31 protein-coding genes and 1 pseudogene are annotated in these 25684 nt (G+C 59.3%); 20 read left to right on the top strand and 12 right to left on the bottom strand.

Annotated elements, in window-relative coordinates; genetic code table 11:
* Nucleotides 1–6 precede the first annotated feature (6 nt).
* The 9 genes from trbK-alt to D3242_RS33695 all read left to right on the top strand — a co-directional run bounded on the left by trbK-alt (nt 7) and on the right by D3242_RS33695 (nt 7007).
* On the top strand, nt 7–324 hold the full coding sequence (gene trbK-alt / locus D3242_RS29005; protein WP_064982031.1) for a putative entry exclusion protein TrbK-alt: 318 nt from the start codon (nt 7–9) through the stop codon (nt 322–324).
* A 2-nt stretch (nt 325–326) separates the two neighbouring features.
* Nucleotides 327–1697, top strand: a complete 1371-nt coding sequence (gene trbL / locus D3242_RS29000) for a P-type conjugative transfer protein TrbL (protein ID WP_064982029.1) — start codon at nt 327–329, stop codon at nt 1695–1697.
* Nucleotides 1698–1700: 3 nt separating this feature from the next.
* Nucleotides 1701–2390 carry a conjugal transfer protein TrbF gene (trbF, locus tag D3242_RS28995; RefSeq protein WP_064982028.1) on the top strand — a complete coding sequence of 230 codons (690 nt, stop codon included), beginning with the start codon at nt 1701–1703 and terminating at the stop codon, nt 2388–2390.
* Nucleotides 2387–3439 carry a P-type conjugative transfer protein TrbG gene (gene trbG, locus D3242_RS28990; protein WP_064982026.1) on the top strand — a complete coding sequence of 351 codons (1053 nt, stop codon included), beginning with the start codon at nt 2387–2389 and terminating at the stop codon, nt 3437–3439. The genes trbF and trbG overlap by 4 nt, the downstream gene beginning before the upstream one ends.
* The gene (locus D3242_RS28985) at nt 3436–4593 is read left to right on the top strand and encodes a TraB/TrbI/VirB10 family type IV secretion system protein (RefSeq protein WP_064982024.1); all 1158 of its coding nucleotides are present in this window, start codon (nt 3436–3438) and stop codon (nt 4591–4593) included. Before trbG ends, D3242_RS28985 begins: the two co-directional genes overlap by 4 nt.
* Nucleotide 4594: 1 nt before the next feature.
* Entirely contained in the window at nt 4595–4819 is a 225-nt protein-coding gene (locus D3242_RS28980) for a DUF2274 domain-containing protein (RefSeq protein WP_027047861.1), read from the top strand.
* A gap of 531 nt (nt 4820–5350) precedes the next feature.
* A complete protein-coding gene (locus tag D3242_RS28975) occupies nt 5351–5659 on the top strand; it encodes a hypothetical protein (protein ID WP_064982124.1) in 309 nt (102 codons plus the stop codon).
* Between the two features lie 492 nt (nt 5660–6151).
* Nucleotides 6152–6400, top strand: a complete 249-nt coding sequence (locus D3242_RS28970; protein ID WP_064982022.1) for a DUF768 domain-containing protein — start codon at nt 6152–6154, stop codon at nt 6398–6400.
* A gap of 448 nt (nt 6401–6848) precedes the next feature.
* Nucleotides 6849–7007, top strand: a complete 159-nt coding sequence (locus D3242_RS33695; RefSeq protein WP_155772682.1) for a hypothetical protein — start codon at nt 6849–6851, stop codon at nt 7005–7007.
* 23 nt (nt 7008–7030) lie between these two features.
* Here the strand turns inward: D3242_RS33695 and D3242_RS33690 are convergent, their stop codons facing one another.
* Nucleotides 7031–7213 carry a hypothetical protein gene (locus D3242_RS33690; protein WP_019863686.1) on the bottom strand — a complete coding sequence of 61 codons (183 nt, stop codon included), beginning with the start codon at nt 7211–7213 and terminating at the stop codon, nt 7031–7033.
* A 44-nt stretch (nt 7214–7257) separates the two neighbouring features.
* Here D3242_RS33690 and xth point away from each other — a divergent pair, with 44 nt between their 5' ends.
* A complete protein-coding gene (xth, locus tag D3242_RS28960; RefSeq protein ID WP_064982020.1) occupies nt 7258–8049 on the top strand; it encodes an exodeoxyribonuclease III in 792 nt (263 codons plus the stop codon).
* Between the two features lie 57 nt (nt 8050–8106).
* Here the strand turns inward: xth and D3242_RS28955 are convergent, their stop codons facing one another.
* The 4 genes from D3242_RS28955 to D3242_RS28940 all read right to left on the bottom strand — a co-directional run bounded on the left by D3242_RS28955 (nt 8107) and on the right by D3242_RS28940 (nt 12800).
* Entirely contained in the window at nt 8107–8706 is a 600-nt protein-coding gene (locus D3242_RS28955) for a hypothetical protein (RefSeq protein WP_019863684.1), read from the bottom strand.
* Between the two features lie 21 nt (nt 8707–8727).
* Nucleotides 8728–9471 (bottom strand): DUF4142 domain-containing protein, encoded by a 744-nt coding sequence (locus D3242_RS28950; RefSeq protein WP_064982019.1) that lies wholly within the window; start codon nt 9469–9471, stop codon nt 8728–8730.
* Between the two features lie 1039 nt (nt 9472–10510).
* Nucleotides 10511–10900 (bottom strand): hypothetical protein, encoded by a 390-nt coding sequence (locus D3242_RS28945; RefSeq protein ID WP_064982017.1) that lies wholly within the window; start codon nt 10898–10900, stop codon nt 10511–10513.
* A gap of 592 nt (nt 10901–11492) precedes the next feature.
* Nucleotides 11493–12800, bottom strand: a complete 1308-nt coding sequence (locus D3242_RS28940) for a DNA-binding protein (protein ID WP_064982015.1) — start codon at nt 12798–12800, stop codon at nt 11493–11495.
* A 490-nt stretch (nt 12801–13290) separates the two neighbouring features.
* Between D3242_RS28940 and D3242_RS28935 the strand changes: the two genes are divergently transcribed.
* On the top strand, nt 13291–13494 hold the full coding sequence (locus D3242_RS28935) for a CsbD family protein (protein ID WP_027047858.1): 204 nt from the start codon (nt 13291–13293) through the stop codon (nt 13492–13494).
* 875 nt (nt 13495–14369) lie between these two features.
* On the opposite strand, the gene D3242_RS28925 is transcribed toward D3242_RS28935, so the two are convergent.
* Together D3242_RS28925 and D3242_RS33685 are read right to left on the bottom strand one after the other, a co-directional pair.
* The gene (locus D3242_RS28925) at nt 14370–14657 is read right to left on the bottom strand and encodes a DUF427 domain-containing protein (RefSeq protein WP_236952486.1); all 288 of its coding nucleotides are present in this window, start codon (nt 14655–14657) and stop codon (nt 14370–14372) included.
* 302 nt (nt 14658–14959) lie between these two features.
* Nucleotides 14960–15106 (bottom strand): hypothetical protein, encoded by a 147-nt coding sequence (locus D3242_RS33685; RefSeq protein ID WP_155772681.1) that lies wholly within the window; start codon nt 15104–15106, stop codon nt 14960–14962.
* Nucleotides 15107–15404: 298 nt separating this feature from the next.
* On the opposite strand from D3242_RS33685, the gene D3242_RS28920 reads away from it, so the two are divergent.
* The 3 genes and pseudogenes from D3242_RS28920 (at nt 15405) to D3242_RS28910 (ending at nt 18697) form a co-directional block, all read left to right on the top strand.
* Entirely contained in the window at nt 15405–16400 is a 996-nt protein-coding gene (locus D3242_RS28920; RefSeq protein ID WP_019863674.1) for a L,D-transpeptidase family protein, read from the top strand.
* Nucleotides 16401–17190: 790 nt separating this feature from the next.
* Nucleotides 17191–17937 carry a thermonuclease family protein gene (locus D3242_RS34125; RefSeq protein WP_342634145.1) on the top strand — a complete coding sequence of 249 codons (747 nt, stop codon included), beginning with the start codon at nt 17191–17193 and terminating at the stop codon, nt 17935–17937.
* Between the two features lie 132 nt (nt 17938–18069).
* Nucleotides 18070–18697: pseudogene (locus D3242_RS28910) on the top strand (class I SAM-dependent methyltransferase).
* On the opposite strand, the gene D3242_RS28905 reads toward D3242_RS28910, so the two are convergent.
* The gene (locus tag D3242_RS28905; protein ID WP_019863671.1) at nt 18691–19008 is read right to left on the bottom strand and encodes a YMGG-like glycine zipper-containing protein; all 318 of its coding nucleotides are present in this window, start codon (nt 19006–19008) and stop codon (nt 18691–18693) included. The pseudogene D3242_RS28910 and the gene D3242_RS28905 sit on opposite strands and share 7 nt — an antisense overlap.
* Before the next feature lie 297 nt (nt 19009–19305).
* Between D3242_RS28905 and D3242_RS28900 the strand changes: the two genes are divergently transcribed.
* Both D3242_RS28900 and D3242_RS28895 read left to right on the top strand, forming a co-directional pair.
* Nucleotides 19306–20877, top strand: a complete 1572-nt coding sequence (locus D3242_RS28900; protein WP_223217977.1) for a recombinase family protein — start codon at nt 19306–19308, stop codon at nt 20875–20877.
* Nucleotides 20878–20957: 80 nt separating this feature from the next.
* Nucleotides 20958–21722, top strand: coding sequence for a plasmid partitioning protein RepB C-terminal domain-containing protein (locus D3242_RS28895; protein WP_064982011.1), 765 nt, complete (start codon nt 20958–20960; stop codon nt 21720–21722).
* A gap of 17 nt (nt 21723–21739) precedes the next feature.
* Here D3242_RS28895 and D3242_RS28890 read toward each other — a convergent pair whose 3' ends face one another.
* On the bottom strand, nt 21740–22201 hold the full coding sequence (locus tag D3242_RS28890; RefSeq protein WP_064982010.1) for a hypothetical protein: 462 nt from the start codon (nt 22199–22201) through the stop codon (nt 21740–21742).
* A 234-nt stretch (nt 22202–22435) separates the two neighbouring features.
* On the opposite strand from D3242_RS28890, the gene D3242_RS28885 reads away from it, so the two are divergent.
* Both D3242_RS28885 and D3242_RS33380 read left to right on the top strand, forming a co-directional pair.
* Nucleotides 22436–23332, top strand: a complete 897-nt coding sequence (locus D3242_RS28885) for an ankyrin repeat domain-containing protein (protein ID WP_081295948.1) — start codon at nt 22436–22438, stop codon at nt 23330–23332.
* A gap of 142 nt (nt 23333–23474) precedes the next feature.
* Entirely contained in the window at nt 23475–23672 is a 198-nt protein-coding gene (locus D3242_RS33380) for a hypothetical protein (protein ID WP_147377498.1), read from the top strand.
* A 19-nt stretch (nt 23673–23691) separates the two neighbouring features.
* On the opposite strand, the gene D3242_RS28880 is transcribed toward D3242_RS33380, so the two are convergent.
* Nucleotides 23692–24075, bottom strand: coding sequence for a hypothetical protein (locus D3242_RS28880; protein WP_064982008.1), 384 nt, complete (start codon nt 24073–24075; stop codon nt 23692–23694).
* Nucleotides 24068–24313: a hypothetical protein gene (locus D3242_RS28875; RefSeq protein WP_223217978.1), complete on the bottom strand. Its 246-nt coding sequence runs from the start codon at nt 24311–24313 to the stop codon at nt 24068–24070. The genes D3242_RS28880 and D3242_RS28875 overlap by 8 nt, the downstream gene beginning before the upstream one ends.
* A gap of 304 nt (nt 24314–24617) precedes the next feature.
* Here D3242_RS28875 and D3242_RS28870 point away from each other — a divergent pair, with 304 nt between their 5' ends.
* Nucleotides 24618–24863 carry a hypothetical protein gene (locus D3242_RS28870; RefSeq protein ID WP_064982007.1) on the top strand — a complete coding sequence of 82 codons (246 nt, stop codon included), beginning with the start codon at nt 24618–24620 and terminating at the stop codon, nt 24861–24863.
* Nucleotides 24864–24992: 129 nt separating this feature from the next.
* Nucleotides 24993–25187 (top strand): hypothetical protein, encoded by a 195-nt coding sequence (locus tag D3242_RS28865; RefSeq protein ID WP_038645949.1) that lies wholly within the window; start codon nt 24993–24995, stop codon nt 25185–25187.
* Between the two features lie 236 nt (nt 25188–25423).
* Here the strand turns inward: D3242_RS28865 and D3242_RS28860 are convergent, their stop codons facing one another.
* Complete coding sequence (locus D3242_RS28860) at nt 25424–25624, bottom strand: DUF768 domain-containing protein (RefSeq protein ID WP_064982003.1); 201 nt, start codon at nt 25622–25624, stop codon at nt 25424–25426.
* Between the last annotated feature and the right edge of the window lie 60 nt (nt 25625–25684).

Raw genomic sequence — 25684 nt, 5'->3', positions numbered from 1 at the left:
AAGGCCATGGACGGAAAAACGCTCGCTCGCATGGCGGCTGTCATCTTTGTCGCGGCCGCCGCCACGGCGGCGGCGCTCGGTATGAGCCGGAAGGAGGACAAGCCGGCGGGCCAGCGCCCGCGCGCAACCTCAGCCTACATGCCAAATCCGCTTCACGACAGTCTGCGCCGCTGCCAGGTCCTTGGCGAGGCTGCCCTGCGTGATGATGGATGCGCGCGGCTATGGGCCGAACAGCGCGATCGCTTTCTTGGTCTCAAAGAGCCATCGGGGCGTTCAATTGTCGAGCCGGACGCGCCGGATGCTGCCCTGCACGAGGCCCGATAGACATGGGCAATACCGGTGTCATCGACCAATTCCTGGCCACTTTCACCCGCTACATCGACAGCGGTTTCGGCTTGCTCGGCGGCGAGGTCGCCTTCGTCGCCACCACGCTGATCGTCATCGACGTGACGCTCGCCGCGCTCTTCTGGAGCTGGGGCGCTGATGACGACATTCTTGCACGGCTCGTCAAGAAGACGCTCTTCGTCGGTGTCTTTGCCTATCTGATATCCAACTGGAACGGTCTCGCTCAAATCGTGTTCGAGAGTTTCTCCGGTCTTGGTCTCAAGGCGAGTGGAACGGGTTTCTCGGCACAGGACCTGCTGCACCCCGGCAAGGTGGCGCAAACCGGTCTCGATGCGGGACGACCATTGCTTGAGGCGATCTCCGGTTTGATGGGCTACGTCTCCTTCTTTGAAAACTTCATCCAGATTGTTTGCCTGCTCTTTGCCTGGGCGCTCGTCCTGCTCGCCTTCTTCATCCTGGCGGTGCAGCTCTTTGTGACGCTGATCGAGTTCAAGCTGGCGACGTTGGCCGGCTTCGTGCTGATCCCCTTCGGCCTCTTCGGCAAGACGGCCTTCATGGCCGAACGCGTGCTCGGCAACGTCATCTCGTCCGGCATCAAGGTTCTGGTGCTTGCCGTGGTGATCGGCATCGGGTCGACGCTCTTCGGCGAATTCACCCAAGGCTTTGGCGGCGAGAGCCCCACCATCGACCAGGCCATGGCGATCGTGCTGGCGGCGCTGTCGCTGCTTGGCCTCGGCATCTTCGGTCCCGGTATTGCCAACGGCCTCGTCGCGGGTGGACCGCAGCTTGGCGCCGGTGCGGCCGTTGGCACCGGCCTTGCGGCGGGGGGCATGTCGGTTGCGGGCTATGGCGCCGCCGGCCTGGCAGCGCGAGGCGGGACGACCGCATTCTCGGGCGCTGTGTCAGCCGCTCGTGGCGCCACGTCACTCGCTGGCGGCGCCTCGGCCGCTTATACGCTTGGCGCCGCCGGCCAGACTGGCGCGGCAGGCATCGCCTCCGGTTTGGGCGGCATTGCGCGTGCTGGCGCTACGGCAGCCTCCTCCCCCCTCAAGCGTGCTGCCGCAAACACCGGTCAATCGCTTAAGTCCAGCTTCACCTTCGGCGCCAGTTCGGCGGCTGAAATCACCGGCGGTTCGTCGACCATGGGAACGATCGGTGGTGCCGCGGTGTCAACCGATGCTCCTGCGTCGGGCGCGGGCAAGCCATCGAGCGCTCAAGGGCAGCCGGAATGGGCCAGACGCTTGCAGCGCTCTCAACGCCTCTCTCATGGCGCCCAGACCGCTGCCCACGCGGTACGCGCCGGCGACAGCCATGGCGGCGGAGCTTCGATTTCTCTTTCTGAAGGCGAATGATCCATGAACATCTTCAGGCGACCCGACGTCCACTACGGCAAGACCCCTCTCCCCCAAACCCCCTATCAAAAGGCGGAGCAGATCTGGGATGAACGCATCGGCTCTGCGCGCGTGCAGGCACGCAACTGGCGCGCCATGGCGTTCGGGTCGCTCATCTTGTCGGCAGGCCTTTCCACGTCACTGGTCTGGCAATTGGGCCGCGGTACTGTGGTGCCCTGGGTCGTGCAGGTCGACAAGATGGGCCAGGTTCAAGCGACCGCGCCCGCGATCGCGGATTACAAGCCGACTGATCCCCAGATAGCGTGGCATCTCGCCCGCTTTGTCGAACAGGTGCGCTCCATCCCCGCAGACCCGATTGTTCTGCGCCAGGACTGGTTGCGCGCCTATGATTGGACCACCGACCAGGGCGCCGCAGCGCTCAATGACTATGCTCGCGCCAACGATCCTTTCTCCAGGGTCGGCAAGCAGCAGGTCGCGGTGGATATTTCTTCGGTCATCAGGGCTTCACCGGGCTCCTTTCGTGTCGCCTGGATCGAGCACCATTACGAAAACGGCCAGCTTTCCGGCACCGAGCGCTGGACCGCGATCCTGACGATCGTGACACAGATGCCAAACGACGCCGAACGTCTTCGCGCCAATCCGCTCGGCATCTACGTCAACGCCATCAACTGGTCCCGGGAGATGACCCAATGAACCTGCCATTGTGTGTCATCGCCACTCCGGGTTTGACAAGGTCGGCGTTTGCCGTGGTGTTGCTATCTGGCTCCATACTTGCCGGTTGCGCCATGCCGCAGAAACCACCTCAGATCTCCTATGATGCCTACGTGCCGCCTTTGCCCGCCGCTCCGGCAGCCGCGCTCGATGAAAGACCAAAGCCGCTGCACGTTCCACCAGGGTGGGTCGCGACCCGCGGCGGTGTCGCCGGCAGCACGCCGGTGGCGCGCGTCGAGAACGCCAACGCGGCGGCGCGGGTCCAGCCGCGTCGTGAGGGCTATTACAACGCCATTCAGATTTATCCCTGGAGCGAAGGGGCACTCTACCAGGTCTATGCCGCTCCAGGACAGATAACGGACATCGCGCTTGAGCCTGGCGAAAGCCTGACCGGCGAAGGTCCGATCGCGGCGGGCGATACAGCCCGCTGGATCATCGGTGACACCGAAAGCGGAGCGGGCGTCGCCAGGCGCGTCCATGTGCTGGTCAAGCCTTTGCGCTCGGACATCAACACCAATCTCGTCATCACCACCGACCGGCGCAGCTACATGATCGAGCTCCGATCGGGCGAGAAGCCGTATATGCCAGCCGTGTCATGGGCCTATCCCCCTCCGCCGGCGGGACAAGCGCGGGTAATCCCGGCGACACCGGTGATTCCCGCCATTGCCGAACGCAAATACCGCTATGGTCTCACCGGCGACGCGCCCCCCTGGAGGCCTGTCGGCGTCTATGACGACGGCAGGCGGGTCTATGTCGAGTTTCCAGGCGGGATCGTGCAAGGCGAGATGCCGCCCATCTTCGTCATCGGCCCGGACGGCGAGGCCGAGATCGCCAACAGCCGCGTCTACCAGAACACCCTGATCGTCGACCGTCTCTTTGGCGCGGCGGAATTGCGGCTTGGCAGCGGCAAGCGGCAACAGACGGTCAGGATCGTCCGCACCGATGCGAGGAGAGGTCTGTGGATCTCAGGCACCAACGCGGCGCCGAATGCAAAGAACGCATTTCGTCAAAGGGGAGGGGAGCAATCATGAAGGAGAACGAAATCCCGGCTGCCCCCATGCGGCTTCGCGCCGATCCGCCGCGTGTCACGCGCCTGTCCCGCAAGGTGCTCGCCGGCATCGGCCTAGGTGCATCGCTTGGCGTCGGCGGCGCGCTGATCTACGCGCTTCAGACGGGTGAAACGCGCAGGCATGGCGACGAGCTCTACTCGACGTCGAACAGACAGCCCGCCGACGGACTGGCCAGCCTGCCGCGCGACTATACCGGTCCCGTTCTTGGGCCGCCGCTGCCTGGCGATCTTGGCCGGCCGATGCTTGATGCCCAGAACAAGGGACAGCCCGTCGTGCCGCCAACGATCGCCACACCCATGGTCGATGAGGCGGAACAGCGCCGGCGGACCGAAGAGGAGGCGGCCCGAATCTCGCGTGTCTTCTTCCAGACAGGGCAGTCAACCGCGGCGATGGCCGAAACCCCGCCCGGAGGAACTTCCCCGCCTAACCTTGGCGGCCCCGACCTTGCCGGTCAGATCGGCCAGTCGACCACGCAGGACCGCCAGCTCGGCTTTCTGAATGCGGCCGCTGATCGGCGCACCGTGGCGCCGGATCGCGTCACGCCGGCGGTATCGCCCTATGTGCTCCAGGCAGGGGCCGTCATTCCGGCAGCACTCATCACCGGCATCCGTTCCGATCTGCCCGGTCAGATCACCGCGCAGGTCACCGAGAATGTCTATGACAGTCCCACGGGTCGCTCGCTGCTGATCCCGCAAGGCACGCGTGTCATTGGCCAGTACGACAATGGGGTCGGCTTCGGCCAGCGTCGCGTGCTGCTCGTCTGGAGCAGGCTGGTCTTTCCCAACGGCCGCTCCATTGTTCTTGAACGCCAGCCTGGCACTGACACCCAAGGCTATGCCGGCCTTGAGGACGGCGTCGACTACCATTGGGCCGACCTGTTCAAGGCGGCCGCACTCACCACCATCCTCAGTGTCGGTGCGGAGGCCGGCTCGTCCGGCCAGGAAAGTGACACCGTGCGCGCCTTGCGCGGCGGCGCCTCCGACAGTCTCAGCCAGGTGGGCCAGCAGATCGTCCAGCGCCAACTTAACATCGCACCGACATTGACGATACGACCGGGCTTTGATGTGCGTGTCGTCGTTACGCGCGATCTCGTGCTCGAACCCTATGGAGGCTGAAATGGCCAAGCTGAAACTCGGTCCGATTGCAGATGACAAGCCGGTTAAGGTCACGGTGGAACTGCCTGCGCCGCTGCACCGCGATCTGTCCAGATATGCTGAGATCCTTGGCCGCGACGCGGGGCAGCCTTCCACGGATCCTCTTCGCCTGATTGTGCCCATGCTTGAGCGATTCATCGCGACGGATCGGGGCTTTGCCAGAGCCAAGCAGGAGCGGAAAGGTTGAGCGCCACGCCGCATGGCAAAACGAGCAATGCCAAAAAGACGCGGTCGCGTATAGTCATCAATATGCTTAAGACCGTTTGAAATGTCGGACGCGGTCTTCGAGAACAGCTCGATCGCCAACGCTGCTGCCAGTTCGCAGACGTGGGCGACAGGCGCCAAAGTCGATCTGTGATTGCTCAGCCTATCGCAGCCCCGTACTGGAGCCAAGGGACACAATACCCGCGACGAAATAAACATATCGGGCAAGAACCACCGTCAACGCCGGTCGCGCACTCACCAACCTCGTAGCGGCCATGAAATGCGCGATTGGAGGTGTCCATCTCCAAGATAGACAGCGCGACGCGCGATCCAGGTCGCGAGCGCCCTGGCAAGGACGAAGCCATACCCCGCGGGGCCTTCAAGCGCCCAACGAGGAGACCGCGGCGGCAGATGGGAGGCCGGAGGCCAGCGTCAAATAGGATCGCGGAGCCTGCGTCAACGGAACTTCCCGCGCGGAATGTCATTCTCAGAGAGACGCGCAAAGGACTTGAATATGGTTCTGGTGGAAATACTGCTCCCCTTGAGCGACAATTCCGGGACACCTTTCCCAACGACGCTTTACCGTGACGTTCAAGAACGTCTCGCTGAGAAATTTGGCGGTGCGACCGCTTACATGCGTTCGCCGGCCAATGGCTTGTGGCACGAAGGCGGAGGCGGCAGCCACCACGATGACGTCGTGTTGTTCGAGGTCATGGCCGAGACTCTGGAAGCCACGTATTGGCAAACAGTGAAGGGGAAGCTCGCGGAGGAATTCCGCCAGAACGATATTGTCGTGAGGGCGACCAATATTACGCGCCTCTAAAACCTTCGACGGGTTTTAGGATTTGAACGAACCTGTTTGCGCGATGCCGAGACTGCATCCCCGTCACCCTCATGTGCTGTTTTCGCAATTTGTCCGCAAAGCCGGAAGCAGGCTAGGACAGCGATCATTTCCTGTCTCGGAACCGTTCGCTTTACCGTTCGCAAGTGGGCTTGTTCGGCGTCATTTGTACGTTTTTTACCAAGCCAATGTCTGTGCTTGCGCGCTGGAACCCTCCTGCGGCGGATCACATTTTGTGAAACAACCACAGGGGAGGTTTTCATGCGCAGAAAGATTGACAAACGTCGAATAAAACGCGCGGCCAGAGATGCCCTCCGGATCATTCATGCCGACAAAAGGCTCAGGAATCCAAGACGGGAAGGTTGCGCGAACAGTGGCTTTCTGGGGCGATGAAAAGGCCAACACCCATAAGAGAACTGCATCACGGGCCGCCTCTCTGCAGGAGATGGAAAGGGAATTGCGTGGAGCAAAACGATGAGTGAACGCGGCGCAAAATTCCTTCGCCAATGGCTGATGAACAATATGTCGGGAATTGTTGGTGCCAATGTGGTCACGCTTGCTGAAGCAACGCAGAAGCTTCTCTCCGACGCCAAAGCGATCGGCATCCGTAGCGAGGAGCTCAAGCAAGACAACGGGAGCACGTACGAAGCAGTACTCGACGCGATCGTCCAACATCGGCAGGGGCAGATGTCTCGGGAGATATCCCGGCGAACACCAACGTGAGAAGGCTTGAACAATAGCCCGCGAACGCGACCATCAGACCTCCCGCTGTCTGAATTCACCGCTCGGAATGAAGCTGCCCGCTTCGGGGTGAGGAACGGTCCGGGCGCGCGTTTCCCGTCGCCTCTAGCCTTTCTTCAGGCCGTGATTAGCCCGCAGGAAGGGGAGAATCCATTTTCGGATCCATTATGGCAAGGAAACGACAGCTCAGTGATGCCGTCGACAGGGAATTCGGCCCGGGCAGTCTCCCGCAGGCGGCACTCCTGCCGATAAGGATGGAATTTCGCCAGTCGAGCGGGAGCAACTTTCGCAACGTCCCTGCTCTGACCACGACGAATATCGAAAACGCTATAGGAACGGAAAGTCGCGCTTGAGCTTATGAATAAACGAACACGCGCGGCGTCAATTTTCTGCCCTGGTGAATTTGCAGACGGCACTCCGGAGACCGCCAATGCGGATGCATCTATTCAGAGACGAGCCCATCCATAAACCTGCCGCCGAGTTCAGGGCCGACGGCCTCAAGCGGATTGAAATAGACGCCGACTTCGAAAGCCTCTGCCGCATTGTTGTCAACGCCATGGAAAATTTCGATGTGGGAGCGCGAACGTGAAATGTCAGCGCGCCGTTCACTTTTTACACCTGTGGATGGAGAGATACGATCTGCTGGACGGCCGGCGCGTGGGTAATGCGGACATAACGGAACTCGCCAAACGGCTCGCGGTCGAAGCAGAGGCGCAAGGCATCACCGACAAAGACATAGTCGAAAATTGGGATGATCTTCACAGCAGCCTTATCGATATCATGCGGCGACGTCATCCGGCTCCGAAGTCAACACAGTAGGTGGCCCCATGCGATCGAAAATGACCCGGGTGGCAACATTCAACGTGAATGGTGTAAACGGTCGGCTGCCTGTGCTGCTGAAATGGCTGTCGGAAACCGGTGCCGACATTGTTTGCCTGCAGGAGTTAAAAACCTCGGACGAGAAGTTCCCTGAAAAAGCGATCGAGGCCGTCGGTTACGGCGCGATCTGGCACGGTCAAAAATCATACAATGGTGTTGCCATCCTGGCCCGGGGGCAAGTGCCGCTTGAACGACGACGCGGGTTGCCGGGCGACCCGGACGACACGCATAGCCGCTATCTTGAGGCGGAGGTCGATGGCCTCGTCGTCGGTTGCCTTTATCTGCCAAACGGCAATCCAGCGCCGGGGCCAAAATTCGAATATAAGCTTAGATGGTTCGACCGTCTCATTGCCTACGGACAGCTACTGCTTGAGGAAAACGTGCCGACGGTTCTGTGTGGCGATTACAATGTCGTCCCAACCGAAATAGACGCGGTCGTGCCGCACCGCTGGGTTGGCGATGCGGTGTATTTTCCCGAGACCCGCAAGGCCTATGCTGACATGTTGGCCGGCGGATGGGTGGACGCCGTGCGCACAATACATCCGGAAAAAGGCATCTACACTTACTGGAATTTCACCTACCGGGGAGGTTACGATCGCAGTTCTGGCCTGCGCATGGATCACCTCCTGGTGAGCCCCTCACTTTCCGGTCGGATACACTCAGCTGGCGTCGATGTTGAAGTGCGCGGATGGGAGAAACCAAGCGACCATGCTCCCGCCTGGGTTGACCTCAGCGGTCGCGAGCCGCTTTAGGCGCATTGGCTCTATCCCATCTAAGAGAAGAACAGGGCGGCTTCGCCGCCCTGCGGTTTACATCAGAGATCGCGCCCGGGTCCCCCGCCGGAGGTCGTCGTCAGGATAGACGTCGGCCGCGGGATCGAAACCGGTCCAGCCGGCGGCTTCATACGCAGAGCGCCTGTCAGCGATGTCGACCGAGTTGTATTGCTTGAGGATCTGTTCGGCGTTCGGAACAAGACTGTCCTCGACCCTGGCTGTGACCATCGTTCCACCGCGACGGACACCCTCCGCATAGACATGGGCATCGTTTTCCGGGACACCGGCTTTGGTCATAGCCCCGATAATGCCGCCTGCGGCCCCACCAACCAGGGCACCACCGACCGCGCCGACAGCCGTGGCCGCCAGCCATCCAGCCGCAACGACAGGTCCAAGGCCAGGGATGGCCATCAACCCGAGGCCAGTCGCCAGGCCGCCGGCGCCGCCCACGACGGCGCCAAGGCCAGCTCCGGTGGCCGCATCCTCACCCGCCTCGGCGTCGTCGGCTTTGTACCACCCGGTCGCGTTGTTGGCCACGAGGCTGATCTCATCGCGAGGCACGCCAGTTGCCACAAGTTCGCCTACGGCATCGTTGGCGTCATCATAGTCGTCGAACAATCCCGTTACGGTTTGCATCGCATTTATCCTTTCTTTTGATCACTGAGTGTCGGCAACGACGTTGCCCTGATAGTCGAGAGCGACTGGAGTCGACTTGCCGTCCTTGCTCGCCGTCCCGCGCCAGATGCCCTTGTCGTCCTTCTTGAGTGCAGAGACGTCGGTATAACCGGCCTTCTGGATCGCGCTTTTTGCCTGGTCTTCGGTGAAGCTGTTGGCGCCGGGTACCGGAGCTGCGGGATTATTGACGCCGCTGGTTGAGACTGCGGGCGTTGTGCTTTCGTTGGCAGGCGCCTTGGTTTCAGCCTTCTGGATCATGTCCCGGTGCATCTTGAGTGTAGGCAATGTCTCAGAAGCGAAGGATTTCAGGGCGGCGTTGTCGCCATCCTTGGCGTACGCCTCGAACAGACTAACAGCATCGGCATGAGCAGCCTTCTGCATGACCGCATATGGCTTATCGACTGGTGCTGAAGCTGATTTCAGCTTGTCGAGGTCGCTATTGTGAGAAGCATCGAGATCGGCAGGCACCTGCAATTTCTGTTCGCCGGCGATGCTTTCGAGCTTGGCGTTGGCAGCCCCATGATCGGAGATCATCTTCTGGGCGAAGTCCTTCAGCGCCTGGTCCTGAAGCTTGTCTTGGACGACCTTGCTCGACTGGACCTCAAACATTCCGCCAATCGCGGCCTTGGTTACGAAGTCTTGCGCAGTCTCGGCGGCGAATGACGGCAATGCAAACGCCAGTGAGGTGGCAAGCGACAGAGACGTTAGGCGAAAGGTATTTCTCATGCAGCTACTCCTTTGTTGGAGACGACGATGAGAGCCAAACCTCCCGGCGATTGCTTGGTTCCAATGGCAGACAGATCGAGTCGATGTGAAGCTGGCGCGCAGGATCGGGAGCGGACGCGGAAGGCCAGGCGGAAGGATGCCTGACGAGTGCCACAACCCGCCGTTCTGTCAGGCGACGACATGAGCGACGTGTAGGCGCTGTCTTGGGAAGTCGCAGTGAGATTGCAGTGAGCGTAGTGCTTTATCGATCTGGCGCCTCGCCGGATGAACCTGCCATGGTTCGTGCGTCGGAATTGGCACCAACCAGGATCAATTATTCGGTCCCGTTTCAGCGAGGCGAAAGCTTGGCTTTGCCATCAGATCGAGGGCGGCGTCCTTTGCCATGGCCCCTGCACGCCCGCAACGACCGGTCACCCTAAAAACCAAGCTTAACCTTCGCGTAGCGCCGATGATCGCCAGGCGCGCTGGGAGGGCAGCAGCCCACAAAATCGCCGTGAGCCCGCTTAAAGAAATCCGACGAACTCGCAGGTTGGGGCAGAACCTATCGCTTCACGCTGATTGCTGACCAGCTTGTTCGGTGAAACTGTTCCCGAGGAGGACCGTATGGCGCGCAGGCAATGACCAAAAGACCAATATAGCAGCTTCCAGATCCGGTGAAAGTGCGGCCTCTCCCTGGAGGTACGAGCAGCCGAAGACGAACATCCTGGTCGAATTCTATCGCCTATGGCGAGACCTGCGGCCCGCGATTGATAACCTGACGCCTTCAGGGCAACGATTTGCGGCGACGGCTCGAAGGGACTATAATTGATAATGAGCAAAAAGACCGATGACCTCAAGCGAGAGATTCAGAACGCTGTCGCTGTGTTAGGTGAATGCGAGGCGGCAATGTGTCTCGGAGAGAGCAGCCGCGCTCACGATTTGGTTCGAGATACGATTGTCAGGCTCGAACGTTTGCTGCACGACGCTCAGAGCATCCCTCGCACTTAACCGGGCTGGACGGAGGGCGCCGCACCAAACGTGCCCCGTGTGCTGCAGAGGATCAAATGGATCGGCCGAAGTGACCGGAACTGCGAAGCTTTGCCAACAGCATCGCTGCCGTCCCTCGGAAATCAACGCGCGCATGCTCGCTAAGAGGAGATGATTCCCAAGCGGCCAGCTCCGCTACCAACACGGCGGTCTCGCCGTTTACCGACGCGCACCTCAAGTCTCCGGTCTTCTCCATCAAAATTATTGCGGTGCCAGCGTCGTCATATCCGATAGCGGCCATTCGTTGGACTTGGGTGTCACCATCGATACGAACGTCGAACAAGACCGTTCCGGATGTTTTCGCCGCAGCGTCAGCGACGCGATCGGCGAATGGCCGATGCATACCGTCGCCGTCGCAAAGCGACTGCTCGAATAGCACCATTTCAACATATCCTGCGACCATTCGGCCAAGGTGCCCGCATCACCTCGATTCGCAATGGGCGCGGCGGGGATATCCACACAGCATCCACGGTTAATTATTCTGGCGAGGGATCGCTCAAACCCATGGTGCGGATGGTCCACCTTCGTTTTTGAACTGAGGCTTTGCCGGACAGCTACAAATCAACTTCCAGCGCTGTCGGAAGCGGGTGAGGTTCCCCCGGACAGCGGGACGCGGGCGGAAGGTTCCGGCCCAACATTCCACCTAGTTGCTAATGATGAATTTTCGTGAACGGCAGCGCCAATCGATGAGCACGATGAAGGGGAACGGCCGGCCAACGTCGGAAGGCCTAGTCATGGTTTGTCAATCCGGCTCATCGATCAGCGCCTTCTTTCTAGTCCGCCAAACGCGGCTCTGTTGGCCCTTCAACAACTTGGCCGTTCGATAATTGAATGAGGGAAATTGTAGCTGGGAATTCAACGCTGATGCGATCGTCGGTCACGCGCTTGATCATTCCCAGGCACCAATCATCTTCTGAGACGCACTTCGAGGGCCACAGACTTGGTCTGAGTGATTTGCGGGGCTTCGGTCAATGGCGGCCGTTCTAAAGGCCTTTTCAGATTAAGGCAGCGGGAAAATGGGCGAATTCTATGTGATGAGCACCTCCGGTGCCATGGTTGTCGAAAGAGAGCGCTCCGGTCGAACTGTTGTAGATGATATGGTCGCTACCATCATGCGAGCCCATGCCGGCGACGAGAGCGCCATTTGGTGGAGCGCCCGTGTGAAGCCCCAAAGCGTGGTCGAGATGAAACTTTTGTTGGGAGACGCTGAAGTCCGTAGGGCGGTCGGCACCGCGGGCCGCAAGAGCGCCTGCATCGAATGCGAAGGCATCGCTGCCGGCATCGGCCAGTGAGGCAAGTCCTATGCCCCTGCCGACACCGGCCGACTCTGTCACCCAGTGGCTGGCATTCGCGAGGTGATGGACGGCACCGGTTCCGTGGATCAAATCGGCACCATCAGAATTATGATGTCTACCATCGCTAGGATTGGCGACAAATTGAGTACTCGGTGTACTAGCGGTGCCAGGGCTCCCCTGCGTACCGGACGTACTGGGGGGAATGCCAGGAGTACTGGAGGTTTCAGAGGTGCTCGGGGTAGGGGTTGCCGGGGCGCTTGCGGCGCTGCTGAGGTTATGTTGCTGGAACAAGGCCTGCAGCTCCGGCGAGTCGCCAAGCGCGGTGTCGCCCTGTTGAGAGCCCCACGCATAGGCATAGTCGAAGGCGGGCGATGGCGCAACCTTGGCCCAGTGGTCCAGCATGGTCTGCTCCTGGGCGACGCTGGGAAGGACATATTGGCCGCCCGTATCGGTGGTGTAGTTGCCGCCGCCGAACGTCTGATAAACCGGAACGATCTGGCTGAGCGGAACGCCAGAGGCGACCGCCGCGGCCACGGTCCTGTCGATCATATTGTAGTCGACGGTGCTTGTGCCGGTGCGCACCGGGTAGGGATCCACGCCGTAATAGTCGATATGCGTGTTGGCGGGATTGAAAGTGTTTGAAAAATCGGGATCAGCCGAAGACCCCATGTTCATCATGGTGATGAAGGTCTTGGCGCCGGGCAGGTGGGTGTGGATCCAGTCGGATTCCGCCTTCAGATTGTCGGCTGTGGCATAGGTTCCCCATTTGCCCGTGGGATCGGGCTCGTCGACGAGGAAGAAGCCGAACACCTTCGGGTTGCCGATGAAGGGCGTGACTTTGTCAATGAAAGACGAGGTTGCGCCATTGGCTTCATCCAGCCAAACCAGACCTTTCGTGCCAGCCGGCAAGGCGTTGAGTTCGTCCACGGATGAAACGTCGACAAGATTGAATCCGGCGGTTGCGACGTCCGTCGCTGATCCGCCTGATGCATAATGGAGAGTGGCCATCCAATTTCCTTCGTCGGATTCGATAGCCCCCGTGCTTGCCTAGCTGAAAACGTACATTAGCGTACAATCAAATACAGACGCCCTTTGACAGAATCGTTGATCGTAGAAGGCCACAAAATAGGTTTTAGGTGTGCGAAGGGTTAGATAGCAGACCAGTGTCCCGGCCACCGCCAAGGTCGGCCTAATGAGGACTTACCATATTGATTGTATTGAGTACTTTCAAGTTCCATAATGTATGTTATGCAACTTATTGCTGTAGCGGCTATTAACGATGCGACACACCTGGGCAATTTAGGTGCGCTTTCCGCATCCCGGGCTGGTCAACATATGGGGAGGAAGGTTGACGGCTTCGTCGATAGACGAATACACGCTGCCCATGATTCATTCGGCAACACGCGGGACTTTCGTGGATCGGGCTCGGCACCCCCGATTGCCTGGAACTTCCGCGGCAAAACGACGTTCGATCCTTTTTCGAATGAAGGAGGTCGTGATGGACTGGAACCGCGTTGAGGGAAACTGGAAGCAGGTCAAAGGCAAGGTCAAAGAACAGTGGGGAAAACTCACTGATGATGACCTTGATCGCATCGCTGGCAAACGCGATCAACTCGAAGGTAAGATCCAGGAGCGCTACGGCATCGAACGCGACCGCGCGCGTAGGGATATCGACGCCTGGTACACCAGGCAAGACTGGTAGGATAACTGCCCGCCGCCCTCTGTGGCGGCGGCTTATCTGCTATGCGTCGAGACCTGTAGCAAGCCCAAGCCGGTCCTGCGGGGCGCACCAGATTAATACAAATCCTATTTGAATCCGTGCCGGCGGCGGTCCTAGCAGAGCGATAGGCAAAAGCCCGCCGCCTGCAAGTCTCACGGAGAAGCAAGAAGGGGACAAGTGCGGCCCCAATTTTCCAGCATGACTGTGTTCCAAATGCGGACCCGTCGCGCAAAGCGGTGCCGCGCGGGCAGTTAGGAAAGCGTGCCGTCATCATTCAGTACAGCGCGGTCACGAACGCCGGAGGATATGTGGAGGTGGAAGCCAACCGTTCCGTTGATTTCTCCCACGCCCGTTTCGACCGTCTTGACGCACAAAATCCTCATATCGCGCTCGGCCGCTGACCATATGGCTGGCCTGCATCAAAAACTCAGTTGTTCGTTGACTTGCAGGATCCTAAAAACAATCGGATTTTCGACTGCCCTGTTTTCGTGAGAGCGCCGATAATCTGGTACGGGAAATTGCTGATTTCGAGGACGCGCAGGGATTCCTGTACGAGTGGCTCAATTCGGCCCTTCGACAATCCTGAATAAACGCCTATTTCGACTCGATCCCTTGCTCAATCTCTACTTGCTCAATCTCTATTCCGATCGACTCGCCCTCACCGTGGACTGCATCTCGATCCCAGTCGTTGGTCTTATCCGGGGTTTTAGCAGCGGCCTTCCGGCTGGTCCGATCCCTGTCGTTGCGAGGCTTTTGTCCCGGAATATCGCGCGATGATTTTGGGCGCATTGATTAGTTCCTTTGCTGCGTCCACATGCCAAAACATGTCCGGCATTATCAGCTTCCCCATTACATGACTATTCGGGGAGGTGCGGGGTATGCTGCTTGTCCTCGGCCGGATCGGCGTCGATGCGGGCCTTGTGCGGGTCGAATGCGCCGTGCCGGGCGATGGCCAGGGCGGCCGTTTCGGGAGTCTCGTAGGCCCACATGAAATTGTCAGCCGATGCACCGGCTGCATGCACGCGCCAATAGCCGGCCGTGCCCCATGCAGACTCCGAGGTGGCGTTGGTTTTCTCGAAAAGCTCGAAATAGATGTCCTCGAACGGGATGTAAAAGACTGGATCTCGCCCGTCTTCGTAGAGCATTTTTGCGCACTCGCTTGACGCAACAATGGCGTCAGAGAATCTGACCGTCACCGTACCATGAAAGGGAAGGATGGCAGGCGCGGTCGGAGGATACTCGGGACTCGCTGGTGAGGTTTGCATTCTAGCACTCCCTTGACTGCGTGTCCTGGAAACGTCGTGCAGCCGTGCCAGTTCCTGCCAACGGCGCAATTGGCGCAAAACCTTACACTACCTCTGTTCCTAGATGTTCAGTACCGGCACTTTGCTGGATCAGGTCGAGTTCGAAACCATCCCGTTGTCGATTGCCCCATCGGACTCGCAGGTCAGACCTCGAGGTGCGGCTCATGCAGGCGAAGTTGTAAAGCGACGACGACGTGGCGCGACGATGCTTGGCTCTCGTCGTCGTAAGAGCGCTTGAGGATGGCGCCTCTGATGGTCTTGAGGATGGCGCCTCTGATGGTCCGGTTCATTCTTCCTCGAGGTGGCCTAGAGGCAGCGTCGTGCGACAGCGTCATTTTGCGGCGGAAAGCGACAATTGACCGCGGCCTCCAGAATCGCGAGCATCGCCGATGCCGGTTCTTTCGGGCCGGCAGGCAGGTCGGCGAGCGATGCTCGCCTCTTCCATCATGACCATCTTCTGGTTGACAGCGAAGCGCCTGGCCAGAGCCCCAGCGTATCCGAGGCCCGTTAAGCCGTTGGAGGAGCCTCATGGGCCGGAACCATATCGGCGTTGATGCGTCATAGAAACAGGTTCTGGTGGAGGCATCGATGGTCAGGCTCCTTCTCGTCGCGGCTGCGGCGCTTGCCCTCACTTGCGACGGGACAGCGGCGGCCAAGCTCGACTCCGCCACTGTCAATCAAGCGCAATTCTCACCCGAAAGATCGAAAGGCTTCAGCCCGGTTATCCTGAAGGCGCAGATACTTTTGGATCGCGCCCGTTTCTCGCCAGGCATGATCGAGGGCCGCTTCTCAGACAACGCCGCAAAGGCCATTAGGGCCTTTCAGACTGCGAACGGATTGTCCTCCGACGGCAAGCTTACGCCGGAGACCTGGGACAGGCTGACGGCAACCTCCACCAACCCAGTCGTGGTGAGCTACGAACTGACACGCAAGGATGTGAGCGGACCCTTTACCAAGCGCATTCCGGCGCGCATGGAGAAGATGGCCCGCCTGCGGACGCTCGGCTATCACAACGTGACGGAGAAACTGGCCGAGCGCTTCCACATAAGCGAGCAATTGCTCAGGAGGCTCAATCCGGGGATCGGGTTCATGAAGGCCGGCACTAAGTTGCTGGTTCCGGATATTGATCGGGGGGAATCTCCAGCCAGGATTGCCGGCATCGAGGTCGACAAGGGCGCACGCCTGGTGCGCGTTCTTGATCCTTCCGGTAAATGGCTCGCGGTCTTTCCCGCTTCCATCGGCAGCGCCGAGAAGCCGGCGCCGAGTGGCGAGGCGGAGGTCAAACGCGTCGCGCGCAACCCCACCTATCACTACGATCCGAACTTCGCTTTCAAGGGGGTCAAAGCCAAACGGCCGTTCACGATTGCGGCCGGACCGAACAATCCCGTGGGATCGGTCTGGATCGATCTGTCCATCGAGAGCTACGGTATTCACGGCACGCCCGAACCGGGCAAGATCGGCGCGACCTTCTCGCATGGCTGCATCAGGTTGACCAACTGGGATGCCGAGGACCTCGCGTCCATGGTGCAGAAAGGAACGAAAGTCAGCTTCAAGGACGAGACGGCGAGCGCAGGCGGCGAGTAGCTCGTAGCACAAGGATGCTCGGCCAACGGCTGGCCGGCTCATGAGCATACGAAAAAGTTCATATTTTTGCCCACCGCTGTTCGTAATCTCTGCTCCAGAACCTGTGTTCCTGCCTCGCCACATGTGAACACGGACAGTTACCGAACGCCCGATATGATCCGTCTCGTTCAGACTGCAAGTCAGCCAGTCGTCTTAAGCTTGCGACATGGATTTTTCCGCTCAAGGCTCCCGGCATTTCGACGGGCGACCTCAGTTCGGCAAGCGCCGGCTGCCACCTGCCGCGCAAAAGTTCGTCCGCTCCTGGCGATGGGGTGTGGGCCATGTCCTAACCAACTCGGCGAGCGTAGCCGAACGCCACCTACCCCAAATGCAGTTGCCTTCTCGACGCATTGCGTTTGGATAGGAAGCCATCAAGTCCAATGGCTCAACAAGTTCACCCGTCACTTGGATGAAAAGACGATACCGTATTGCGCTGTCGCAACCAGCCGACCAAGCGGCGGCAAATCTCGGCTAGCAGTGGATAGCGATGACGCCGACGTCGGCAATCCACTTTTTCGAGGCCTTGCGAGCTTCAGTGTCCCTTGCGGCTTCTCGGCGTCGCTTCCTTTCTTCGGGCTCGGCATGTCGGGCAGCCTTTTCGATGCTCGGCCATCGGCGCCGAAAGATCCTTGTGCCGGTCAAAGCCAGTCACCGTAGTTCTGCCGAACGACTTCTTGACCGACGATCGGCGCGTCCGGACGTAGCTGAGGCCAAGTGCGGCCGCCCCTGCACTCGATGATAGTGTCACCATGTGCAGCCCGACGGGGACGTTCCGCGCGACGCAAACCTCGTGGTCCTGCACGAACTCGCTGCCAGTCAGGCTGATCGCGGACTGCTGATTGATACTTCCGACGGTGACGCCTTGGTCGAAGCCCACACCGACGCTGGTCAGGCCGCCGCTCCAAATCGGATATCCAATCCAAATGTAGAGCCCTGGCTCATCCAGCTTCACCAGAGCTCTGAGGCTCTTCGGCTGGTTGATGGCATCGGAAATCTGTTGGAAACCGGTTCGTGTAGCCTCGGCGATAAGCGGGGTATTAGCCGGGGTGATATTCACCGTCCCCTCGACGCAAGACATAAACTGGGCGTTCCCTCCGTCATTGACGGAGACACAATCGAAATTCACGGGCAGCGAATTCGCCTCAACGGCATCGACGCACCTGAGAGTGCGCAGCTCTGCCTTGACGCCTCCGGCAAGAAATATCGTTGCGGGCAAAGGGCGTCTCTCGCCCTGGCCGACTTCCTCGAGGCGCATCGCCCCATATCGTGCATCGAGGTCGACCGCGACCGGTTCAGACGCATGGTGGCCGTCTGCACGGCAGGAGGCGCCGATATCGGGGAATGGATTGTCAGGAAGGGCTATGCGGTCGACTGGCCGAGATACAGCGCTGGCTTCTATGCCAAGGCTGAGACTGACGCGAGGATCGCCAAGCGCGGCCTGTGGGCTGGAGCGTTCGACCGCCCATGGGAATGGCGCAAACAGATGACTGTTCAATAGGCTATCGCGCCCGGTTGTGCGTGCGGTCGATCATCCCCTGGCGCGCGTAGAGAGATAGGCTGTCCTGTCATCTTTTGCCCATTTGCCTAGGCTAGGCTGTTTTCACGGCGGGCTTTGGAGGAGGTCGATCTGATGACGACAAGCCTTGCCGGCACCCTGAAAAACCGCGGCAAACAGATGGCCAAACGCCTGCTTGGCTATGATTCCCGAAACTGGCTGCGTATCCGCCAGATCGAGGCGTTCACCGTCTTTCTGGAAGCCGGCAACCGCAAGGCCTCTGACGTCATCGAGATCTCGCCGGGCTGGAACCGCTATTGGCGGGCGATGTGCCCCAACTATCGCTCGGTCGATTTCCCGGCCTTCGACATCTGCAAGGACCGCACGGAGGAACAATATTCGATCGTCATCGCCGACCAGGTGCTGGAACACGTGCGGCGGCCGCTAGCGGCGGCCCAGAACATCCATGCCATGACCCGGCCCGGCGGCTGGGCGATGGTGGCGACACCATTCCTGTTCCGGGTCCATGCCCGGCCGCACGATTACAACAGGTGGACGCCCGCCGGCCTGAAGCAGCTGATGGTCGAGGGCGGCTTCCCCGAAGCCAACGTGAAGGTCCATGGCTGGGGCAACAAGGCGTGCGCCCGGGCTCACATCGGTGGCCCGGTACGCCTACGGTCTTTGGCGAGACCTCAGCAACGACGAGGAATACCCGCTGATGGTCTGGGCCTTCGCAAAGAAGGAGCCAGCGGCCTCTCAATAATTGCCGTTGTAGTACCGGTCGTCGCAAGGTGCCGTGTAGATGCGGCCGTAGCGGTCCTGGTATCGGCACATTTCTTCGCCGCGGCGCTGCGGCGTAGTGGCGGAACCGACGACGGCGCCAAGCAGCGCGCCGCTCGCCGCGCCGATGACCGTGCTCTTGGTGTTGCCACCGATCGCCTGGCCGACGAGTGCGCCACCGGCGCCGCCGATGAGCGCGCCGGTGGTAGCCCGCTGCTGGCCTTCGGTCTGCGACTGGCAGCCGGCAAGTGCGGCGGTCAGCAGCAATGCGGCTATGGCTTTGTGAAAGGTCATGTGAAGTCTCCCTTAAACGTCTGAAATCCCTATCGATCGTCCCGTGAGGCCGCATTGCGGCGGAACGGGGGCGCACACTCTCACGAAGTGAGTCAGGGTTTCCCATGAGTTGAAAGCCATGGTTTCCAAAGCGCAAAGGAAACGGGCAAACCCGCTGATCTCAACGGCCGATAAAGTTGCGCACGGATATATATTTATATCTGGATGCGGCCGACGGCTCGCATTCGAAGCAAACTCGACATGTTTTCCTAACCAAATCGCAGGCGGTACAGGCCCCTATTATCAGGTCTGAGTACCATGGCCCGCGCGATGGACAAAGCAACCACACCCCCCGAGTTTGAAAGGCGAAGGGCTCGCGCTGCTCAATACCTGCGCATGTCGACGGAGAGGCAGATCTACTCCATCGACAATCAAAGGGACGCGATCCGTAACTATGCAGAGATCATGGGTTACGACATCGTTGCCACGTATGAAGATCCAGGCCGAAGCGGGCTCAGCATCTTGGGGCGCCCGGGCTTGAAGCGGCTGATCGAAGATATCGAAAGCCGGCGGGCCGATTTCGAAACTGTCGTGGTCTATGACGTCAGTCGATGGGGACGCTTTCAGAACACTGATGAAAGCGCCTCTTATGAATACCGATGCCAAAGAGCCGGAGTACGGATCGAATTCTGCGCTGAGCTATTCGTCAACGATGGCAGCATTGGGTCCGATGTTCTGAAGGCCATCAAGCGCAGCATGGCTGCGGAGTACAGCCGAATGCTGTCGAATAGGGTCTTTGCCGGTCAAAGCCGAATAGTCAAACTGGGTTTCAGCGGAGGCGGCCCTGCGGGCTATGGGTTGAGGCGCCTTCTCGTCGACGGCTCTGGAAATCCCAAGGCAATCCTCCATCGTGATGAGCGAAAAGGCCTGGCCAGCGACCGCGTCGTTCTCGTCCCCGGGCCTGAAAATGAGGTGTCAACCGTCCGATGGATATTCAACCAGTTCGTGAAGAAAGGAAAAACGGCAGTCGAAATTGCGTCTGCTCTAAACGCGCGCGGCCTGGTCACCGAGTTTGGCCGGCCTTGGACCGGAGCGTGCGTAGGCACGATATTGGCCAGCGAGAAATATGTCGGCAACATTGTATGGAACCGAATATCCCACAGGCTTCTGCAAAACCGGCTGAGAAATCCGCCAAGCGCAGTTGTTCGCGCCGACAACGTCATCGAACCGCTCGTACCCCGGGCGCTGTTCGATCGTGCGCAAGCTATCAGGCGGGCGCGCACTTACCTCAGACCCGATGAAGAGTTGTTGGCCGATCTGACCAAGCTTTTGAAAGAACGGGGAAGGCTGTCGAGCCCAATCATTGATGCCGCTCCAGGCTGTCATTCAGCCAGCATTTACGCGCATCGCTTTGGAAGCATGAACGCCGCCTACCAGTTGATCGGATACGACGGGTCGGCGAACTATCGGAAACTCGACATCAGAAGGCGGCTCATTCAGATTCGGCAGCAAACAATCGAGAACTTGATGTCGGACATCGACGGGGTCGGTGGCTCAGCGCTGTACGATCCCCAAACAAAGATTATGCGTGTCAATGATGAATTCTCCGTGGCGATTTGGACTGCGCAATATCGGATGAACGTCACCGGTTTTCCACGCTGGCCGTTCTGGAAGCGGGGTCTCATCGGGCCAGAGGTAACGATTTTGATCAGGATGGAGTCCGACAATCAGACCGTTCGTGACTTCCTGATCGCACCCGCTCATGAAGCGCAGTCTGCTCTTCACATGCTCAAGGCCAACAATGGCGTGCGCCTTGATGCCTTCCTCTTCGCTTCGCTTGATCCTGTAGTTGAGATGGCGAGACGAGAACCAATGCCGGCAAATATATGAGAACTACGAAAGCCCGGCTTCGCGACTTCGTCACAAACAATCGGCATGCCATTCGGCTGACGGTAGATTCGCGGGCGCCGATGAACCCGCTGCGTGTCTCCGGTTTGTTGAAGACCTACAGGCGCCAAGTCGACAATATGCAGGAATTCATCAGGGAAGCCGACGCGGTGAAACACCAGATGGAAAGCGTCGTCGATGCCTTTCGTCATGTCCTGCGCATCGCTGCATTTCAAGGATTGCTTCAATCGAATGGCTTCGCAACGCCTCCTTCGATCTTGATGCAAAATTCGCCAGAGGCCGGGGTGAAAGCAGGTATCGGCGAAGACCGGCAGATTTCCTTGCCGCGCGTCGACGAGCCGCTTGTCGAAGGCATCTGCCTCGAAGCTCTCGACATGCTGAACGATTTCGGCGCCCCCTTGAAGATTTTCGGCTTGTTACGAGAGGTCGTGCCGGGCCGGCAGGTTGAAATTGTCCGGCTGATGCTCGCGATGAACCGCGTGGAATTTCGAGTAGCGAGGCTCTTGATCGAGCTCACCCCACGATCACAACTCACCAATCCCTTGGCTCGCAGAAAAAGATACGAGGGTATTTCCCCTGCGCAAATGGCCGCCATGGAAGCCGACATTGCCGAGGCCAGCCATGACTATCTGAGCGCTGCCAGCACCCACGGCTCAGAAATGCTAAACCTGATCGCCGCTACGAGCTATTTCGACCGACTGCTGAACAACCCCAAGCTGGTTCGATATCTAGCGCGCAATTTCGCGAGGCAACTGGAGGTGTTTCAGAACTTGCTCGACTTCCGCGAGGCTCGATACAAGAAACACCCGCCGCAGGCCGGGTCGTGAGCGGTCGGTCATCACCCTTAGTTTCGCGGCATGCTGTGTATCTCCATCCGAACCGGTCCTCCCTTTTTGCAACTCGTGCAGAAAAGAGCGCGCTCCACCGAGCTGAACAGAGCTTCCTTGCCGTTGCGCCGGATCAGACCTTCGGGCTTCACCTCGGCATGGTGCGAGCAAGTCGTGCACCACGCACGCAGCGTGTGCCAGCTGCGCAAGTCGCCCAGCGCGACGTCTAGTCCGGCGTGAATACTGCCGTCGATGATCGTCTGCGGCGGAACCTTCACCTCGCCGGGGGTAACGATCTTCTCCATAACGTGGCGGCTGTTGTAGTGGATCAGCAGCATGCCTGGCCGGCGCCGGATGGCGGCGTGCCAGGCAGCTTGGCTCACCACCGCGTCCGGCGTTCGACAGATGGTTTCGAGATGCGTCTTCTCCTCCCGATCCCAAACCTCGATCCGGAAATTGTCTTCGGCAGTGTCCACCATCTAGGGGCGCTCTGAGTGCGCCCCGATAGCCGAGGCACCGGGCCGTAGCAACTGCGACCTGCTCCTTGGCCGCTATATAAGGATCTGCTAAAATTCGTCTTTGTGCAGGCCACTGTTTGTCCAGGCCACTGTCTGTGCGGCAATAACCAACCTTCGGCGCTTTTCCGCGAAGGAAACCGCACGCAGGCAGCCCGCGACCTGTCGGAAGTCGAAAAACGCATCAGGGAGGAGACGATGACCAAGCGACGCGTGTGGCTGAAAGGAGCTTCGTGGATCCTTTCGCTTTTCATCATACCTGCCCAAGCAGGCAGCCTCGGAGATCTAGTCAAAAGTGGCGACCTAGTTGGAGTAACGTCTGCCTTGGACAAAGGCGCCGCTGTCAACGACGTTGATGGTGTTACTGCGCTCTATATCGCTTGCGAAGGCGGAAATGTCGAAATAGCGAAACTTCTGATCGATCGCGGGGCGGACGTGAACCTGCCCGTCAGTTGGCAACGAACGCCTCTCTACGCCGCCAACAAGGGTGGGCACGCTGACATCGTGAAGCTGTTGCTCGATAATGGAGCCGATCCAAATCAGTTGGCGAAATCGCAGACGCCGCTTCACGTGGCTGCAGAAAATGGCTGCCTTCCGTGCGTCGTGCACCTCGTCGACGCTGGTGCAGAAGTCAACGCACTGACGTCGAACGGAAGTCCACCTATACATTTGGCCAAGCTCGCCGGTCACGACGACGTCGTGGCCTACTTACGCAGCCATGGCGCCGGACGACCGGCCATCGCGCCGATTGCGCCACGACTTGCATCGGCAAACGCTGAATCGGGCAAAGAACTTTTCGGCAAGACGTGCGGGACTTGTCATCTTGTAGCGCCCGGGATCAAGAATCCCAAGCCTAATCTGTGGGGCATCGTCGGGCGGCGGAAGGCTTCGCAAGGCGATGTTGAGTATTCGGCAAGTCTCAAGGACGCCGGCGGCGATTGGACTTTCGAGGAGCTCAATTTGTTTATCTCAAATCCCGCGCTCACCTTGCCTGGAACAGATATGCTTTTTCCGGGTCTGCAGGACGAGAAGCAGCGAGCAGACCTTATCGCGTACCTGCGGACCTTGAGTGAAACACCGTTGCCGCTTCCCTAGAAGCGATTACCAAATAGGCCCGCCACCAGCGGCAGCGGGCCAAATCTGCAAAGGCGGCAAGTTTCAGGCGTGGCTCGGCGAATCGACAGCGATGACCGCGCCCGTGCTTTCCCCGCACGCCGCGCAGCAACGCGAATAGTCCATGCCAAAACGCTCCGGCCGGCAGGGCTTTCGCTTCGTATCGGATACGATCCCGTTGAGGGCAATCCTTTACCATTGCGAAGTCTGGGGGGCTGATCCGAGGCCAGAGAAGTTTACCGGGTCGCAAGAAAAATCATTGTTTAAAGCCTGCGGTTGGTATGTGCCGATTGAAGGCGTGGAAATTATCGGCGGCCCGTGAAGCGTTCAGCTTTGGGAAGCTAGCTCTTTCGAGCCAAATCCGCCCCGACTACGCGGCGCGTGTAGGCGACCTCGACAGCGGCCGCTGCCTCATCCTTGGTATCGCTGCGCCCTCGAGCGCCGCCGTCGTAACACGTCCAGGACCAGGTGCCCGCCGACGGCCCATGTATCTCCTTCATGATGCGGCCAACTGAGGTATCCCCATAAGTCGCCCCAAAATCGTAGTGCAGCACCTTTCCACTGATGGCGGTCCGCCCCCATGTGAGTTGGACGCGGGCATCCCTGGTATGGACGAAGTTGAAGGCCTCGGCCTTGCTGTCGAAGGTCTCGATCGCGCGGTTGTTCTCGACGACCTGCCAGCCGCGCTGGAAGGCGGATCGGACCGTGAGGCGTTCGCTATCCACGAAACCGTTCCGTGTACCAGGTGATCTTGCCGTCGACCTTCATCGGCTTGTGGATCATGAGGCGCTTTGGCAGGTGCTCTGGGTGCACCTCGAGCAGAGTGATCCTTATATCCGGCTTGCAGCGGTTGCAGTCGAACTTCAGCTTCAGCGGATCGACACCGCCGCCATAGACCATCATCAGATCGGCAGATCGGCAGTAGCGGACGTTGCCGCAGCTGCATTCCGCTTTCACAAGCATGTTATGCCGGGTCGCCTTCCCCAGCGTGTCGATCGGTTCATGCGCCATGAGAACAGAAAAGGAACATTTTCCTTGAACGTCAAGACGGCCTGTGGAATCTTTTAGCCATGAGCGAGGAACCCACCCGACAAACTGACGGCCTGCCCGTACCGCCGCTCGCACGTGTTCGGAGCGAAAATCATGTCTGCGAGTTTGACGTTTGCGGCAAGCGTGCGCCGTTCGGATTTGCCAAGCCGAGACAGCCATCGCACTGGTACTGTTTCGAACATCGCGAACACGGCGACAGCTATTTGGCGGGGGTGAGATGATCAGTCGACCAAGAGAAGCGAACGATTATCCAGACCGAGTCATCGACTGCCAGGAGGCGATGGAGCCCGGCTTCCAGGCCATCGTTGATTGCATGCTGGAAGCCGCATGGTCGCGCGGCGAAACTCTGCGGTCACTAAAGCGGCTGATCGCGGCGGACAATATGACTCAGAAAGAGAACGCGAGGACGGAAACACAGCTCGCAATCGCTCGGGCCATGATGCGCGCAGGCAAGCCGCTATAGGAAGCCACACGTTCGTTCTGAGTCGCCAAAGAATTGTTGGAAGCGTACAATCTCTGCGTCGCTCGCCCTTTCAAGGCACTCGGGCGCTTGGAAGCCAAATCAGGTGCTTTCGCCTCTGGGACGAAAGCCGTGGCTGACGCGAAAAAGACAGATCCCGAACCGGATGGCGTCGAAGTAGTCGAGAATATGGGCGAGTGGTTCGTGCGCGTCGTCATCAACGGGAAAGCGCAGGTCAGCACGTTTGAGGGAGAAGCTTACGCCCGGTCCTTCGCGGACGGACAACGCATGCGCATCGGCTTGAACAAGCTTTGCAAGCACATCTAGGCGGTAGCCACCCGTGGAGATTGATCCTTTGCGGTGCGGCCCTATGTCTTCCGAATAGCTTCAGACCTTAAACCGTGGGTAGCAAGACTAAGGTCTTGCCTACCGACAGCGAAAGTCTGACGTTTCCGTTTTGGTTCCGGTAACATTCGTTGGACGTTCCGTAGTTTAGCCAAAACTGAAGTATAGAGGTGCCCGGCCCCGGGTTTGTCTTCGCCCGACCAAAAGGCACCCGGTGGTCAGCGCAGCCCCTGCATGATGAATTTGTAGATCGTGCCGATTTCCTCGTCGATCTCGTGACCGGAAATGCCTTGTGCTTCAGCCGCCCGTTTCGCATCCACAGCCATTTCGATGATCAGCAGCACATGGTCAGTGATCGGATCGTCGGATAGATGGTCCGAAATCCAAAGATAGAGAAAATCGCTCCCTCGCTTGCTCATTCCTCACGAAAATCCTGCAGCGAACCGTGCCGCAGATCCTCTTCGCCGCGCAAGTGCTTC

It is taken from the genome of Mesorhizobium jarvisii (genome assembly GCF_003601985.1).
Lineage (GTDB): Bacteria > Pseudomonadota > Alphaproteobacteria > Rhizobiales > Rhizobiaceae > Mesorhizobium > Mesorhizobium jarvisii.
This window is presented reverse-complemented; position numbering and strand designations above follow the sequence as displayed.